A 15,864-nucleotide genomic window follows, 5' to 3' on the forward strand; every position below is an offset into this window, starting at 1 on the left:
GTAGAAGGAGTTTGTGATGGCACGACCGATCACCCTGTTCACCGGCCAGTGGGCCGACCTGCCGTTCGAGGAGGTGGCCCGGCTCGCGTCCGGATGGGGCTACGAAGGACTCGAGATCGCCTGCTGGGGTGATCATCTCGACGTCCGCAAGGCGGCCGAGGACGACGACTACGTCCGCGGCCGGCTCGACATCCTGGAGAAGTACAACCTGAAGGTCTGGACGATCTCCAACCACCTGCTCGGCCAGGCGGTCTGCGACGACCCGATCGACCAGCGGCACCAGGCGATCCTGCCCGCGCACATCTGGGGCGACGGCGATCCGGAAGGCGTCCGGCAGCGGGCGGCCGAGGAGATGAAGACGACCGCGCGAGCCGCTCGCCAGTTGGGTGTGGACGTCGTGGTCGGCTTCACCGGGTCGTCGATCTGGAAGACCGTCGCGATGTTCCCGCCGGTCCCACCGGCGATGATCGAAGCCGGGTACAAGGACTTCGCGGACCGGTGGAACCCGATCCTCGACGTCTTCGACGAGGTCGGGGTGAAGTTCGCGCACGAGGTGCACCCGTCCGAGATCGCCTACGACTACTGGTCGACGACCGCGACGCTGGAGGCGATCGGGCATCGCGAGGCGTTCGGGCTGAACTGGGACCCGAGCCACTTCGTCTGGCAGGACCTCGACCCGGTCGGTTTCCTGTGGGACTTCAAGGACCGGATCTACCACGTCGACTGCAAGGACGCGAAGCGCCAGGTCGGCAACGGCCGCAACGGCCGGATGGGTTCCCACCTGGCCTGGGGCGACCCGCGGCGCGGCTGGGACTTCGTCTCGACCGGGCACGGCGACGTCCCGTGGGAGGCCTGCTTCCGGATGCTCAACTCGATCGGGTACGACGGCCCGATCTCGGTCGAGTGGGAGGACGCCGGGATGGACCGCCTGGTCGGCGCCGCCGAGGCCCTCCAGTTCGTGAAGTCGCTGGCCTTCGACCCGCCGACCGCCTCCTTCGACGCGGCCTTCTCCTCCTGATCACAGCAGTCCTGATCACAGCAGTACTGCGCGCCGCGGACCCCGCGGCGCGCAGTACTGTCTGTCGCTACTTGCCGATCTTCACCGACAAGGTGGTGCTGTTGTTGGCCGGCACCGGATCACCGGTCGGCGAACTGACCGTGGCCGAGGTCGTCACCACGCCCTTGCTGCCCTTGACGAGCAGGTGGACGTTGAACGACCAGCTCGTACCGGAGACCAGCGAGGTCGGCCGCGGGCAGGTCAGGACCTGGCCTGCCTTGGTGCAGCCGGCGGTGTCGAACACGTAGACCGCGGCCTTGATGTCCGGCAGTCCGATCGTGACCGTCGGGGACTGGGCGTCGGACGGACCGAGGTTCGTCACCGTGGCCGTGTAGACGATCGTCGACGACGGCTTGTAGACGTCCTTGTCGGCGACGAGCGCCATCCGCAGATCGGCCGAGGAGCCGACCGTCGTGGTGGCGGACGCGGTGTTGTTGCCCGGTACCGGGTCCGTCGCGTTCGAGGTCACCGTCGCGCTGTCCGAGATGTTGCCGGCCGGGGCACCGGACGCGACGCGGGTGGCGATGACCACCGTGGTCGGGCCGCTGGCCGGAGCCATCGTGCCGAGCTCACACTCGACCTGCTTGGACGGTGGATCCACCGGAATCGTCACCAGCACACAGCTTCCGGATCCCGTCGTGACCGTCGCGGACGTGAAGTCGACCGCTCCGGGCAGGACATCGACCAGCTTGACCCCGGTCGCCGTCGACGGTCCCGCGTTGCTGACCCGGACCGTGTAGGTCAGCGGCCGCCCGGCGAACACCGGGTCGGGACTGTCGGTGGAGGTGACGGACAGATCGGCCTGGGTGCCGACCTGGGTGGTGACCGTGTCGGTGTTGTTTCCCAGGTCGGGATCGGCCGTCGTCGAGGTCACCGTCGCGTCGTTGTGCATGGCACCGGAGAACGACGAGTTGATGGTGGCAACTACCGTCATCGTTCGGTTGCCGCCGGCAGCGATGTTGCCGAGCGAACAGGTGGTCGGTTGCGACGGGCTACCCGGCACACCCGCAGTACAGGTGCCACCGGTGGCGCTGACCGAGACGACGGTGACCTGGGCCGGGAGGACGTCCCGGACGACCACGTTGGTCGCGGTCGACGGTCCCGCGTTGGAAACCGTGGTCGACCAGGTGATCTGGCCGCCCGCTGTCGCCGTCGCCGGTGCCGTCTTGTCGATGCTCACGTCCGCCGAGGAAGCGAAGTGCAAGGTGTCGGACGCGGAGTTGTTCGCCGTGTTGGGATCGACCGAACCGCTGCTGACCGTCGCGGTGTCCGCGATGTCCTGCGCTTCGTTCGCGCTTTCCCGGATCACGACGCTGCGCTGCTGACCCGACGGGACGTCACCGAGCAGACAGGTCGCCTGCGCGCTGCCGGCCTGGTCGCCCGCGGGTGCGGTGCACCCGGTCGACGTGGTGGACAGCTGGAACGTCCCGCTCGAGGTCACCGTGTCGGTCACCTGGACCGCCCGCGCGATGGCCGGGCCGTTGTTCGTCACGGTGATGGTGCACGGGTACGACGTACCGGCTGCTGCCGGACCGTCCGGCAGACAGTTCTTCGTGACGGCCAGATCAGCCCGTCCGGTCGCCGAGGAGAAGGCGTCCAGAACGCCCGAACCGAAGGCGTTGTCAGGACCCGCGGCGGCTCGATCCGTGGCATTAGCATTCAGTACTGCGGTCAACGCCGATGGTGTCAGCGCGTTCGGCCCACCGGCCGCGTCCAGCACCAGAGCTGCGACACCTGCCGCGCTCGGGGTTGCCGCCGACGTACCGAAGAACCTGCAGTCGCCTTGAGTCGAGGCTGGGCAGCTGCCCGCGCCGAAGTCTCCGACGCCGCTGACCGACACGCCGTCGCCAGCCGTGTAGGTCGGAGCGATCGCCGTCCGTCCACCACCGCCGGCAACACTCTGGTTCGTGGTGCCCGGAGGAGCGACCGCGGGACACGGGTACGACGTCGAGCAGACCGTCGTGCTGACCAGCGAGACCGGGCCTTGGCCGCTGAAGGTCTCCAGCGGAACCGTGGCAGGGTTCTGGTCCACACCGGCGTTGACGGCGCCGGCCGAGGTCGCCAAGTCGGTGTAGTTGCTGTCAGGGTTGAGTGATCCGGCACTACCGGTTGCGTCGACGGCGCCGGCGCCACGCCAGCGGAGGTCGATCGTAGGCGTGCCCTTGGCGCCGGTCGAGCCCGTCACGTTGACCACCAGCTTGACGGTGGCCGCGGTGGTCGCGCTGGGGTTGGTCCAGGCGGCCTGCTCGATCGTGTCGCCGGTTCCGCCGCCTTGGGCGCCGGTGCTGTTGGCCAGGCAGTTCGTGCCGGCCGCGTTGAGGATGTAGAGGTCGAGGTTTGTGAAGCCACCCGCGCCCGCCGTCGGGAAGATCGCCCGCGGCTCACTCCACTGCAGGGTCGAACGGAGCGTGCCGCCCGCCCCGACGGTGACGTCGAAGGTGGTGTCGGCGCCGTTGAAGGCGACCGTGTTCGTGGGTGCCACACCGCAACCAGTGGGTGCTCCACCGTCGGGACCGTTACCGGTACCAGTGGCGGCGACCCGCGGAGCGTGCGTGCCGTTCAGGTTTCCGGCCGACGAGCTGACCCAGACACCCGAAGCGGCGAGGATCTCGCCGTTCACCGCGGCGATGCCCTTCTGGAAGGCCGGCTCGCTGTCGAACGGGATGTCCTCGGTCAGGATGTCGACGCCGGCGGTGGCCAGGTCGTTCTGGGCCGCCACGTGGTCGGTCACACCGTTGCCGGTGGCATGGAAGAACAGATCGGCGCCGGGCGCCATGTCGTGCACGATCTCCAGCATCGAGGTGCCCTCGTCGCCGGAACCGGTCTCCAGCACGGTGACGCCGGCGGGGAGATCCCCGAGGTCCTCGGCAGCGGCCAGGTTGCTGACGCCGTCCGAGATGACGCCGACGGAGATCCCGCCGCCGTCGAAGCCGATGTTCTGGGCGGCGTCCGCGCGATGCAGCGCGACGCCTTCGCTGAGGAAGCTGCCCGCGTCGGGCGGCAGGCTCTCGGTCGGCCGGATCGCGGCGACCCAACCGAGGGCGGCGACGTCGTCCACCCGGTCGTAGGGCACCAGCGCGCGGAAGACACCGGCGTTGAGGAGCGCCTTGACCCGTTGGGGTTTGACCCACTGGTCGGAGCCGTTGAGAATCCGCGCTCCCAGCCGCTGCAGCTCGGCCCGCTCCTTGCCGGCCACCCGGCCGAGGGCGTGTACTTCGAGATCGAGGTTCGCCGCCGTGTCCACGGCCAGCAGCGGATCGCTGAGCTTGGCGCGCTGGCCCGCGTCGAGCCGGTGAGTCGCTCCGGCGGCCTTGCCGACAGCGGCGATGCGCTGGCTGACGAGTGACGGGATCTTTGACGCGGGAGCGGCCGCAGTACCGGCCGCTGGACCGGCGGCCGCGGTGACGGCCGCGGGTTTGGCCTGCGCGATGCCTGATCCCATGATCATGAAAGCGACGAGCCCGGCCGAGGCCACTGCTCGCCGCGTTCGGGCATGACTGTAGTAACTCATCGGTGGTGCCCCCTGTGTCGATCGCCCCTGTGCTTCCCCAAGCACCTGCTACTCCGGCCCCCCAGGCGCAGAATGATTTCGACGGTGCTCGCACTCGCCCCGGGTGTCAAGATCTGGGGCGACCACAATAGGGACCCAAGGCAACCAATCTGCCCTTTCGGGCATCCTCGCGCGCTGCGATCAGAGTTGCGCGCTGGCGATGACGTGCGCCGGCTGGCTCTGCCACCACGCGGCGCCCGCGCGCACCGCGGCCGGAGTATCCGGATCGGAACGCAGCCGCCGCAGCGGCCCGCGGTTTCCGTTGACCCCGGCGCTGTAGGCCAGGCCGCGGAGGGCCGCCACGCTGGTCTGACTCTTGGTCCGCTGCCAGTCCGCCAGATGTTTACCGAGTGCGCGGTCCCACCAGGAATCCGGTGGCGTCTCGGCGAAGTGGCCGAGCGCGAACGCCGCGACGGAGATCGTCGGCGACGGTATGCCGTCCGCCACGACGATGCGCTCGATCAGCCCGCGTTCAGGTCGTCCGCCCAGCATCCGCAGGGCGGAGAGGAACGCGCCCGCCCGCTCGGGGTCGCCGGTGAGTGTCCGGCCGCGCTTGAGCTCTGCTGACAGGGCCGCGGCGATCCCGGCGCGATAAGGAGTCGCGGCGATCATCGCCGAGACCATCAGGCGAGCGTCGTCCGACGGGTCGAACAGCAGCTCCTCGACCAACTGAGGCAGTACGGGATCGGCGAAGTTCTCCGGGGCGTTGGGGAGGGCGGCCGCGGCGGTGTGCGCGATGCGCTGGGCGATGAGCGAGACGGGTTCTGCTGCGGAGTACCGAGTGCTGGCTGTGTTGCGGGTGGGCCCGCCGATCATTCGCAGCGCTTCGTGGGCCATCGATCCGAGTGGCCCGCCGGGCGCGACGATCTCCCGGAGGAGCCGGATCGCTTGCCGCCGCTGCCCTGGGTCGAGCTGGTTCAGGGTCGCTGCCTCGGTGAGGGCCAGCACCGTTCCGTACAACGCGCGTTCGTCGGTCGGATTCACCAACTGGCGCAGGAGAATCGAGATCGAGTCGCGATGGCTGCTCGTCCCCAGCGCGGCCAGGGTCGAGATCATCACCTGGTTGTCGCGATCGGCCGCGGCGACCGCGCAGGCATCGATCAGGTCGGCCTGCGCGGCCGGATGGGCGAGCAGCCGGTTGACTGCCTCGTAGCGCTGCAGCCACGACCTGCCACACGCGAGCAGCATCTCGGCGAGCAGACGATGCGAGAGCTCCCGCCAGGTCCGTCCCGGCAGGTACGCCGTGGGCCGGGTCGCCAGCAGATCGGTGAGCTCGTCCCAGTCGGATCCGCTCATCAGGCCCGACGTACAGGCTCGATCGAGGTGCGCGTCCAGCCGCCGGTCGAGTGCTCGGTGGTCCAACCGGTGTTCGCGGCTGAGTGCGGGCGGGGCTTCGATCACCGGCTTGTTCGTCCTGAGCGCGTGGTCGAAAACGGCGACCAGGTGGCCGGCCGGCAGTCCGAGCAGGTGTTCGTACCGACGTACCGTCGAGTGCGGGATCGCCGACTGGCCGGCCTCCCAGCGGTAGATGGTCGACGGGTTGACCGACCGTGGATCCGTGCTGCTCGGCCAGGCCTCGGCGAACCTGGTCCGGACCGCGAAGGCCGGCTGCGAGCCCAGCTGCCGATTGACCCGCAATATCCACGCCAGCCGATGACGCAGTGAAAGCCGTTGTGGCAGTGCAGGTGAAACGGTCTGACCGCTCGGCATTGAGGCCCCCCTCGCCAACCAGCTTCAGAACTAGCACGTCCGGTCACTTTCTGCAACAGGTCGTGCCGGTGGGGCGTCAGGTCAGGAGGGTGGCGGTTTGGGTTTGGAGGAAGGGGATGTGGACCTGGTGCGACCAGCGGTTGACTTCGGTGGCGATCGCGCGGGAGGCCTCGGGGTTGCCTTCGTCGCGAGCCAGTACTGCGAGGAGCGTCTGCTGGGCCAGCGCGCCCAGGAGGTGACCGACCTTCTGGCGTAGTTCGGTTGACCGTTCCCATTCCGCGCGGGCGAGGACGAGATCACCAGCCGTGTGGGCGTGGTCGCCGAGGTGACGCAGGGCGAGGGAGATCAGGAGGTCGTCAGCGGAGCGTTCGCCGAGTTCGAGCGCGGTGGTGAAGGCGGTGAAGGCAGCTTCGGGGAGTTCCTGAAGGTTGTCCGCGATGACGCCTTGGTAGAAGGCCGCATAGCCTGATCGGGCCTCGTCGGGTGCTGTCTCGTGGAGTTCGGCGGCACGCTTCGCGTAAGCCTCACCAGCGGTGCGGTCGCTCGTGGAGAGCGCATTGCTGTAGTCCTTCTTGAGGCGGAGGAAGGCAAGGTCCCAGCTCGTCGTCGCGTCCGGAGTTTCAACAAGCGCTTCCTCCAGTACTGCGAGCGCCGGGCCGGCGTTGTCGGTCTGCTGGCTGAAGTCTTGGTCGACGGTGACCTCGGCCAGCGCGGCAGAGAGCGCGAGGCGCTCGGACGGGGTCGAGGCGGTGGCCGCCTGCAGGAGGTCGGTGGCGGTGGTCCAGCGGCCCGCGCGCATCAACGCGGTCACGGCGGCGAGCAGGGGGTCGAGCGCGATCTGTGTCATGGCGGGACAGTATTTCGACATCGAAAGTTTTGACAACAAAGCTTCAGCCGGTGAATCATTCAGCAGGTGAAGGACTCGATCGACGCGCACGTGGAGCTGTGGAGCCGGGAGCTGCCGGAGATGGATCTGCGGGTCGAGGGGATCGCGACCCGGCTGCAGGTCCTCGGGCGCTACCTGGACCGCCAGCGGGACGCAGTACTGGCTCGGCATGGTTTGCAGTGGTGGGGTTTCAAGACGCTGCACATGCTGCGCCGGGGCGGGTCGCCGTACCAGTCGACGCCCGGGCGGCTGGCCACTCAGCTCGGGTTGTCGCCGGCCGCGATGACGAATCGGCTGGACGCGCTGGAGCGGTCGGGTTACGTCGCCCGGCACCATGATCGCGACGACCGGCGCAAGGTGGTCGCGACGCTCACCGACGCGGGGCTGCTGATCTGGCAGCAGGCACTCGGCGACATCACCCAGGTCGAGGTCGACCTGGTGAACCAGCTGCCCGCCGCCGACCAGGACCGCCTGACCGTGCTCCTCCGGACTCTCGTCCACTCCACCGAGCAGCACTGAAAGCAAATTGTTGCTGGATGTAGAGCTGCGGCGCGCAGCTCCGACCTTGCAGTGAAGGCACCCACCAGGGGAGCCCGAGCAGGGAGCGCCGAGCAATGGAAGCGTTGAGCGTGGTTGTCAACAGCAAGCTGGTCGCCGACGACGTGCGGCACTCGGTCGGCGGTGACCACGAGGTACGGCTGATGGCCGCCGAGGCACTGCAACGCCAGCGCCGCGAGCACCGCGTCCGGAACGCCTTCCGGCGGGCCGTCCTCGCGCTGACCCGCCGACGTTCGGCCACGGCCGAATCGGTCGTGGATCGGACCCCGTGCATGGCACAGTCATCGGGTGACTGAACCAACCAACACTGACCGGATCGCCGTCCTGCTGGCGGCGTACGACGAGCAGCTGCGCGGCGGATCCGAGGCGGCCGACGTACCGACGAGCACCGACGGGCCGGTGATCCGGGTCGAGTACCCGAGCCGTGGATTCGTGAGCTACCGCTCTCTCGAGGGCCTCGACGGCACCGAGCTCGACGCGCTGATCGCTCGGCAGCGCGACTACTTCGCCGCGAAGGGGCAGCCGGTCGAGTGGAAGACCCGCGGGCACGACCTGCCGGCCGATCTACCCGAGCGGCTGACCGCGGCCGGGTTCGTGCCGGAGGAACGCGAGACCGTCGTGATCGCCGAGAGCGCCGAGATCGTGGAGCGGCTGGCCGGACGTGACGCTGTGCCGGGTGTGACGATCCGCCGTACCGGGGACAAGGCCGACTTCGAGCGGATCGCGGCGATGGAGTCGGCCGTCTGGGGCAAGGACTGGTCGTGGCTGACCGATGACCTGGTCCGGCGGCAGGCGAATGGGCTGACCGACGTGTTCGTGGCGGAGGCGGACGGCGAGGTGGTCTCGGCGGCCTGGGCGGTCTACAAGCAGGGCACGGACTTCACCGGGCTCTGGGGCGGGTCTACGCTGCTCGAATGGCGAGGCAAAGGCATCTACAAGGCCTTGGTGGCGGTGCGCGCCGCCCGCGCGGTCGAGCTGGGTTACCGGTACCTGCAGGTCGACGCGTCGGACGACAGTTCGCCGATTCTCCAGCGGCTCGGATTCCTGCCCGTCACCACCACCACGCCGTACGTTCACACGCCGGTCGGCTGACCCTGTCGAGAACGGGAGATCGGCTCCGACGTTGCTGCTGAGCGACCCCGGTGTGGGGACGGACGACAAGGAGTGGGACCGATGAAGTACATGCTGCTGATGGAGTCCAACAAGCAGGCCTGGGACGACATGCCCAAGCTGTGGTCGGACGAGGACATCAAGGTGATGGTCGACTTCATGCACGATCTCAACCGGGAGCTGCAGGACTCCGGTGAGTTGGTCGAGGCGCGCGGGCTGACCGGTCCGGACAACATGAAGACGGTTCGCGCGCAGGACGACGGCGAGCCGATCATCACCGACGGGCCGTTCAGTGAGACCAAGGAGGTGCTGGCCGGCTACTGGGTCGTCGACGTCGCCTCCGAGGAGCGCGCGGTCGAGCTCGCGCTGCGCATCTCCCGTACGCCGGGCCCCGGCGGCCGCCCGCTCAACCAGGTCGTCGAGGTCCACCCCGAGGGCGTCGCGCCGGCCTGACCGACCGACCGACCGGCCGACGACAAGGAGTGGGACCGATGAAGTACATGCTGTTGATGCATTCCAACAAGCAGGGCTGGGACGACATGCCCACCACCTGGTCGCAGGAGGACCTCAAGGTGATGGTCAACTTCATGCGCGAGTTCGACCAGGAGCTGAGGGAATCCGGTGAGTTGGTCGAGGAGCGCGGGCTTGCCGGTCCGGACCAGATGAAGACGGTTCGCGCGCAGGACGACGGCGAGCCGATCATCACCGACGGGCCGTTCAGTGAGACCAAGGAGGTGCTGGCCGGCTACTGGGTCGTCGACGTCGCCTCCGAGGAGCGCGCGGTCGAGCTCGCGCTGCGCATCTCCCGTACGCCGGGCCCCGGCGGCCGCCCGCTCAACCAGGTCGTCGAGGTCCACCCCGAGGGCGAGGCGCCGGTTTAGTTCCTGGGTGGGCGGCGCATGGCCCAGTGTTTCGGGCCTTGCGCCGGCAGGTCGAGCTCGGCGAGGACTTCGAAACCGAGCGACTCGTAGAAGGCGACGTTGGCGGGATCCTGCGTCTCCAGGAACGCGGGGGAGTTCTCCTCGTCGGCCGCGGCGATGCCGGGAGCGATCACCGCCCGGCCGAGCCCGCGGCCCTGCCGCTCGGGATCCACGCCGACGACGCTGAGGAACCAGATCGGCTCCGACGGCCGGAACAGCACCATCGCCTGCTCGTACTGCGACGCCAGCTCGGCGCGACTGCCCGCGATCTCCTGGAACTCCGCGGCCAGCGGGGCAAACACACCGGGCGGTGTCCGCGGTGTGGTCCAGCTGGCGACTGCGGTGTGATCGTCGGCGACCCAGACCCGGCCGTGCGCCAGACCGACCTCGCGGAGGAACAACCGGTGGTACTGCGCAAGCCGGTCGAGGTAGCCGTCCGGGTCGAGCCCCAGCCGGGTCAGCGGGTAGTCCTCGAACGCCCGCACCAGCGTGTCCACGGCCGGCTCCAGGTCGCCGGCGTCAGCCAACCGGATCTCCACCACGTCAGCTCGCCTCAGCGCAGCTTCGCGACGATCAGGTCGGCGACGGCTGCCATACCAGCCTCGTTCGGGTGGTACGGGACGCCACGGCCGAGCCGGAAGCCCGTCGTCCAGGGAGTCGCCGATCCCACCGCGTGGTCAAGGCTGGCGGCCGAGGCGGCGATCAGGTCGGCGCCGGTCTTCTCGGCCGCTGTGGCGAAGGCCTTGGCGAGGCCGTCGGCCATCATCACCACGCTCGGCAGCTGCTCCTCGTTCAGCGGTACGTCGAGCCGCGGGCGAGTCGCCGGACCTGCCACGGTCAGGTAGTCGACGAGCATGATTCGGCTGCTGGGAGCGCGATCGCGGACCTCGGTCACGATCTCGGCAAGGGAAGCGGCGACCGCGTCGTACTCGGTCTGGTCCTTGAGGTAGCTCACCCGGGCGCGGATCCGGTTGGCGACGCGCTTGCCGAACAGGGTGGCCGGCTTCGCGAGCGTGTTCATCAGGCTGCCGCGCAGGAACGTGCCGATGTACTCGAGATCGTTGCCCCCGGCAGTGATCGTGACGAGTGCCGTTTCGGGGCCGACGGCATCGATCTGCGGGGGAGCACTGTCCTGACGGTCCCGCAGGATCGTCGCCGTCGTGGCACCCGAGTACGTCACGTCGGTCAGCTCCAGCCCGAGCGCCTCGGCGACCAGATGCGGATAGTTCCGGCCGGACCGACCCGCCGCCTTGTCCACGATCGGCTTGATTCCAGGCCCAGCAGCAAACGAACTGCCCAACGCGACATAGCGACTACCAGGGTTGATCACGCCCTGACGATACCTGCCCGGGACCGCGCCGATCGGCGAGAATTTTCTGGGCGGCATACTCAGCCGGGTGAGTGATGTGTTTGGAAGTGGTGGGATTCGGGAGCGGGTGCTGGCGGGGTGGGCCGCGGCGCCGGTTCGGTTCAGGGAGGATGCCAACGCCGAGGAGGATCTGGCGTTGGGCGGGTACCTGGATCGGGTTGTGGTCGAGCTGGCTCAGAACGCGGCCGACGCCGCGGTCCGGGCGGGAGTGCCGGGGCGGGTGCAGTTCTCGCTCCGGAGCGGGACGCTGGTCGTCTCGAACACCGGTGCGCCGCTGACGGCCGAGGGTGTCGAGTCGCTCGCGACCCTGCGCGCGTCAGCGAAGCGGGACGACGCGGAGAGCGCTGTCGGGCGGTTCGGTGTCGGCTTCTCGGCCGTGCTCGCCGTGACCGACGAGCCGGTGATCCTGTCGCGGACCGGTGGCGTGCGCTTCTCCCGTCAGGACAGCGCGGCCGCCGTTGCCGATCTGCAGTCCGCGGGGCTGGAGACCGAGGTCCGCCGACGTGACGGTCAGGTCCCGGTACTGCGCCTACCGTTCGAGGCCGAGGGCGAGCCGCCGGAAGGCTACGACACCGCGGTGATCCTGCCGCTCCGCGACGAGGCGGCGGCCGAGCTGGTACGCCGGTTGCTCGACGAAGCCGGCGATGCGTTGCTGCTCGCGTTGCCGGGCCTGGAGCGGATCGAGATCGACGTCGACGGGTCGGTGCGCGTTCTCGCCGACGCCGAGTCACGGTGGTACGTGCAGCGCGCGGCCGGCGTGGTCGACGAGAGCGACAGGGAGCGACTCCTCGCCGACCGGCCCACCGAGGAACGCTCGCGGCCATATTGGTCGATCCTCTGGGCGCTCCCGCGTACTGCGGCCGCTGGGCCATCGGGCGGTGCCGAGGCGCTCTCGCCAAGCGGCGAGCTGCCCGGCGTCGTCCATGCGCCGACTCCCACCGATGAACCACTCTCCCTACCAGCGTTGCTGCTGGCAACCTTCCCGCTCGACCCGTCGCGGCGCCACGTCGCCACCGGACCATTGACCGATCACCTCGTCCAGGAAGCAGCGACGGCGTACGCGGAATTGCTCCGCAGCCGTGCCGAGGATGGTGCCGACGTCCTGTCGCTGGTCCCGACCGGCCTCGCTGCCGGCGCGCTGGATCGTGCCCTCCGCGAAGCGATCCTCGCCACACTGCCCAGTACGCCGATCGTGCGCGCGGTCGAGGACGGCTCACTGCTGCCGCCTCGTGAAGCCGTCGTCGTCGAGGGTTCGGACGACGCGTTCAACCGCGTCCTCGCCCCGATCGTTCCCGGCCTGATCGGATCGCCGCGCCATCACCGGACCGCACTCGATGCCCTCGGCATCCGTCGGCTGGAGCTCGCCGACATCATCGACCAACTCGGTTCGGTGGCTGCGGCGGAATCACCAGCTTGGTGGCGTGAGGTCTACGGAGCCCTCTCCGAGATGGTCACCGACGCCTTGCTCCGCGAGTCCCTCGGCACCCTTCCCGTCCCGTTGGCCGACGGGCGATTGGTCCGCGGAGTACGCGGCCTGTTGCTTCCGGGCGACGAGGTGCCGGCCGACGTACTGGCCAGCTTCGGCGAGTACGGCGTACGGGTCGTGCACCCGGAGGCGGTTCATCCTTCACTGGAGCGGCTGGGCGCGACTCCGATGTCTCCGCGCGCATTGCTGGAGGACAGTGCTGTGCGGGTGGCGGTCGAACACTCCGCCGACGCCGATGACCCCGACGTCATCGCCGACGCGGTGCTCAGCGTGGTCGCGGCGGACGTCTCCCAGGCGGAAGGCCTGTGGTGGTTGTCCGACCTCGTACTCCGAGACGCCGACGGCGAACTCGTCCCGGCCAACGCACTCGTGATTCCCGGTTCGGACGCTGCCGCCGTACTCGACCCCGAAGAGGTCGCACCGATCGACACCGCGATCGTGGAACGTCACGGACTCGCGGCCGTCGAGGCGATCGGCGTACTCAGCTCACTGGGCACGATCTCCGCCGCCGATGTCGCCCTCGACGAGTTGCCCGAGTCGCTGGCCGATCTGGACGGAATCACCGACTGGGCGTACGACGTGGCGCCGGACGGCTCGCGTTTCGGGGCGACTGTCGGCGAGCTGACCGCGGTCCGCGATCTCGACTGGGTGATGGACGGTTCGTGGCCGCGGGTGCTCGAACTCTTCGGGACCTCGCCCGAGTTGCGCCGGGCGCTGGTCGAGCCGGTCCGGGTGGTCGGGCCTGACGATCGTCCGCATGGTGCTCTGTCGTACGCGGCCTGGTGGATCCGGGATCGCGTTGTTCTCGAGGACGGCGAGCCGCTGGCTGGCCGGGCCGATCCCGCCGCGGATCCGGTGCTGGCGAGCTTCCTCGACAGTGCGCCCGAATGGACGGCCCGGCTCGACCCGGAGGTGCGGACAGCGGTTGGTCTGGTCCGGGTGGTGAGCGATCTGGATGCCGCCGGTGTCGAGCTGCTGCTGGACCGGCTCGCGGACCCCGACCGGGAGGTCGAGGAGAGCGCGATCCTGCGGCTCTGGAGTCAGCTCGGGACGCACTCGGCCTATCCGGGGGAGACGCCGGACGAGGTTCGGGTGCTGGACGGAAGCGGTCTCACCCGGGTGGTGAGCGCGGGGGAGGCAGTGGTCGCCGATGCGCCGATGTGGTTGCAGCGCAGCGATCTCGGCGGTTTCGTGGTCGCCTCCGGCGCCGCTGCCGACGGGTTGAGCGACCTGCTCGACGTGCCGATGGCGGAAGAAGTTGCCGCAGGCAAGATTGATGGCGAGGGGACCGCGGCCGACGTACCGGAGCTGGTGCGGGAGCTGGTCCCCGAGGCGCCGGACACCTGGTGGGAACACGAGGAGCTGCTGGTCGACGGCGTCGAGGTCTCCTGGTGGGTCGACGAGGAGCGCCGGCCGCACGCCGCGACCTTCGACGGCCTGGCGAAAGCACTCGCCTGGGCGGCCGGCCGCTGGGACCAGCGCCACGTCATCCGTGCTGTCCTCAGCGAACCCGACCGCTCCAGCGAACTCCGCCTCGACGCCACCTTCGACTAGCGCTTTTTGCGGATGAGGGTGTCCAGCGCGGGGTTGTCGATGCCGGCGCCGAGCAGTCGGGCCGAGTCGGCTGCTGTCGCGTCGCCCAGGCGGGCGTGGTGCAGTTTGGCTCGCACCAGAAGCTCTCGCATCTCGCAGCGGGCGGCCAGTTCGGCCAGTTGGTTCACCAGCGGGCGGGCGCGTTCCTCGTCGTCGCGCGCCAAGGCCGCAGTACTGGCTGCGTCGAGCACATGTGCGTGCACCCATTGGTAGCGGTCCGGTTCGCGACTTGCCCGGCTGACCGCCTGCGCGAGCCACTCGGTTGCTCCGGTGTGATCGCCGCGCCCGGCGCTGAGTAGGCCGAGCCCGCGACCCGCCATCCCTTCCCAGCAAGGATCGTTGAGCTGGCAGCCGAGCACCCAGGCTTGCTCGAAGCCATCCGCGGCGGCGTCCACATGCCCGGCGTACAGCTCGAGCTCGGCATTGAGTGCCTGCGGCCATGGCATGAAAGCGATCCATCGCTCCTGCCTGACGAGTTCGAGCGACTCACGGAGGGCCGCGGCTGCCTGGCTGTACTCCTCTCGCAGGAGATGCGCGCGACCCGTGAGCGACAGCGACCATGCTTGCTGACGGCGATCCCCGCAGCGCGCGGCCGACTCCGCCGACTCGCCCAGCTGTTCGAAGGCCGCGGGGTAGTCACCTTGATCCGACGAGTTCATCCCCAGTACGCCGAGGATCGCCGCGTGCTCCTCGTCGGTCTCGGCCAGTTCCTGGGCTTTCGTCAGCCAGTTGCCGGCGGTCTGGCGGCGACCGGCCTGCACTTCCACGAAGCCGAGCTCGCGATGAGCAAGTACTGACGTACTCCGGTCACCGGCCTGCTCGGCGACCAGGATCGCCTCGTGCAGGACGATCGCGCCCTCCTCGTCCCGGCCCCGGACAGCGTGGACGAGAGCGCCGCCGAGAGCTGCGAGCGCGCGACCTCGTAGTACCGGGTCTTTGCAGTGTTCCGCCTCGGACACTGCTCGCCGGAGACACTGCAGACCCGCGTCAACCGCGCCGGCCACGATCGCCGCGCGACCGGCTTCCAGTTGACTCGCTGCCGCGGCGTGGCCGCCCAGAGCTGGGCCCGCGATCGAACCGGGGCCGACCTCTGATGCGTCCAGCAGAGCGGCTGATGCCTCGACGCCGAGCTCGCGGCGCAGTAGGTCCGTGCAGGCTGCGACCTGCCGGAGTGCGGCCGGGCGGTTTCCCGAGATCGCGAGGCAGCGGACGAGTAGCTCGTGGTTGCCCTGCTCCAGCGGGTTCATCGCGACAGCCTTCGAGGCATAGGCAACGGCGTCCGCTGAGCGGCCTCGTGCCACCAGCGATACGGCTGTCTCCCGCATGCGGCCCTCGATCGCGGCGGAGAGCCGGTACCGCTCCACCAGCAACCACGACTCGAACTCGGGGCAGGACGGAAGCTCGATGCCTTCGAGCAGCTCGCCGCTGAGGTCCAGCAGCGCGTCTGGCGCTGCCGATTGCCCCATGACGACTTGAGCGTCCACAAACGTTCCCGGATCGAGTGTCATGACCACGGGATCGCCAGCGAAGTCCACGCCGGGCAGCGCCCGCCGCAACTCAGCCAGCGACCAGCGCAGTGCGCCTAGCGGGTCGTCGGCGTCCGCAAACAACATCTCCGCCAACCG

The 15,864-nt window shown here is 69.2% G+C and carries 13 protein-coding genes; 7 read left to right on the forward strand and 6 right to left on the reverse strand.

The window, feature by feature from the left end; translation table 11 throughout:
• Window positions 1-16: 16 nt before the first annotated feature.
• A complete protein-coding gene (locus tag AB0F51_RS17145; RefSeq protein WP_360280737.1) occupies window positions 17-1,018 on the forward strand; it encodes a sugar phosphate isomerase/epimerase family protein in 1,002 nt (333 codons plus the stop codon).
• A gap of 67 nt (window positions 1,019-1,085) precedes the next feature.
• Here the strand turns inward: AB0F51_RS17145 and AB0F51_RS17150 are convergent, their stop codons facing one another.
• The 3 genes from AB0F51_RS17150 to AB0F51_RS17160 all read right to left on the reverse strand — a co-directional run bounded on the left by AB0F51_RS17150 (window position 1,086) and on the right by AB0F51_RS17160 (window position 7,164).
• The gene (locus tag AB0F51_RS17150; RefSeq protein ID WP_360280740.1) at window positions 1,086-4,568 is read right to left on the reverse strand and encodes a hypothetical protein; all 3,483 of its coding nucleotides are present in this window, start codon (window positions 4,566-4,568) and stop codon (window positions 1,086-1,088) included.
• 180 nt (window positions 4,569-4,748) lie between these two features.
• Window positions 4,749-6,317 carry a hypothetical protein gene (locus tag AB0F51_RS17155; RefSeq protein ID WP_360280743.1) on the reverse strand — a complete coding sequence of 523 codons (1,569 nt, stop codon included), beginning with the start codon at window positions 6,315-6,317 and terminating at the stop codon, window positions 4,749-4,751.
• 76 nt (window positions 6,318-6,393) lie between these two features.
• A complete protein-coding gene (locus AB0F51_RS17160; protein ID WP_360280746.1) occupies window positions 6,394-7,164 on the reverse strand; it encodes a hypothetical protein in 771 nt (256 codons plus the stop codon).
• A 66-nt stretch (window positions 7,165-7,230) separates the two neighbouring features.
• Here AB0F51_RS17160 and AB0F51_RS17165 point away from each other — a divergent pair, with 66 nt between their 5' ends.
• From AB0F51_RS17165 to AB0F51_RS17185, 5 genes are all read left to right on the forward strand, one after another.
• On the forward strand, window positions 7,231-7,722 hold the full coding sequence (locus AB0F51_RS17165; protein WP_360280749.1) for a MarR family transcriptional regulator: 492 nt from the start codon (window positions 7,231-7,233) through the stop codon (window positions 7,720-7,722).
• A gap of 95 nt (window positions 7,723-7,817) precedes the next feature.
• Window positions 7,818-8,057 (forward strand): hypothetical protein, encoded by a 240-nt coding sequence (locus tag AB0F51_RS17170; protein ID WP_360280752.1) that lies wholly within the window; start codon window positions 7,818-7,820, stop codon window positions 8,055-8,057.
• A complete protein-coding gene (locus tag AB0F51_RS17175) occupies window positions 8,050-8,853 on the forward strand; it encodes a GNAT family N-acetyltransferase (protein WP_360280755.1) in 804 nt (267 codons plus the stop codon). Before AB0F51_RS17170 ends, AB0F51_RS17175 begins: the two co-directional genes overlap by 8 nt.
• Before the next feature lie 81 nt (window positions 8,854-8,934).
• The gene (locus tag AB0F51_RS17180) at window positions 8,935-9,324 is read left to right on the forward strand and encodes a YciI family protein (RefSeq protein WP_360280758.1); all 390 of its coding nucleotides are present in this window, start codon (window positions 8,935-8,937) and stop codon (window positions 9,322-9,324) included.
• Window positions 9,325-9,362: 38 nt separating this feature from the next.
• On the forward strand, window positions 9,363-9,752 hold the full coding sequence (locus tag AB0F51_RS17185) for a YciI family protein (protein ID WP_360280760.1): 390 nt from the start codon (window positions 9,363-9,365) through the stop codon (window positions 9,750-9,752).
• On the opposite strand, the gene AB0F51_RS17190 is transcribed toward AB0F51_RS17185, so the two are convergent.
• Together AB0F51_RS17190 and AB0F51_RS17195 are read right to left on the reverse strand one after the other, a co-directional pair.
• Window positions 9,749-10,333 carry a GNAT family N-acetyltransferase gene (locus tag AB0F51_RS17190; RefSeq protein WP_360280763.1) on the reverse strand — a complete coding sequence of 195 codons (585 nt, stop codon included), beginning with the start codon at window positions 10,331-10,333 and terminating at the stop codon, window positions 9,749-9,751. The two genes, AB0F51_RS17185 and AB0F51_RS17190, sit on opposite strands and share 4 nt — an antisense overlap.
• Window positions 10,334-10,344: 11 nt before the next feature.
• On the reverse strand, window positions 10,345-11,121 hold the full coding sequence (locus AB0F51_RS17195) for an SGNH/GDSL hydrolase family protein (RefSeq protein ID WP_360280766.1): 777 nt from the start codon (window positions 11,119-11,121) through the stop codon (window positions 10,345-10,347).
• Between the two features lie 67 nt (window positions 11,122-11,188).
• Here AB0F51_RS17195 and AB0F51_RS17200 point away from each other — a divergent pair, with 67 nt between their 5' ends.
• Window positions 11,189-14,200 carry a hypothetical protein gene (locus AB0F51_RS17200; protein ID WP_360280769.1) on the forward strand — a complete coding sequence of 1,004 codons (3,012 nt, stop codon included), beginning with the start codon at window positions 11,189-11,191 and terminating at the stop codon, window positions 14,198-14,200.
• On the opposite strand, the gene AB0F51_RS17205 is transcribed toward AB0F51_RS17200, so the two are convergent.
• Window positions 14,197-15,852: a BTAD domain-containing putative transcriptional regulator gene (locus AB0F51_RS17205; protein ID WP_360280772.1), complete on the reverse strand. Its 1,656-nt coding sequence runs from the start codon at window positions 15,850-15,852 to the stop codon at window positions 14,197-14,199. The two genes, AB0F51_RS17200 and AB0F51_RS17205, sit on opposite strands and share 4 nt — an antisense overlap.
• Window positions 15,853-15,864: the final 12 nt, after the last annotated feature.

Origin of the sequence: Kribbella sp. NPDC023855, from assembly GCF_040639475.1 — a bacterium.
In the GTDB taxonomy this organism is placed as follows: domain Bacteria; phylum Actinomycetota; class Actinomycetes; order Propionibacteriales; family Kribbellaceae; genus Kribbella.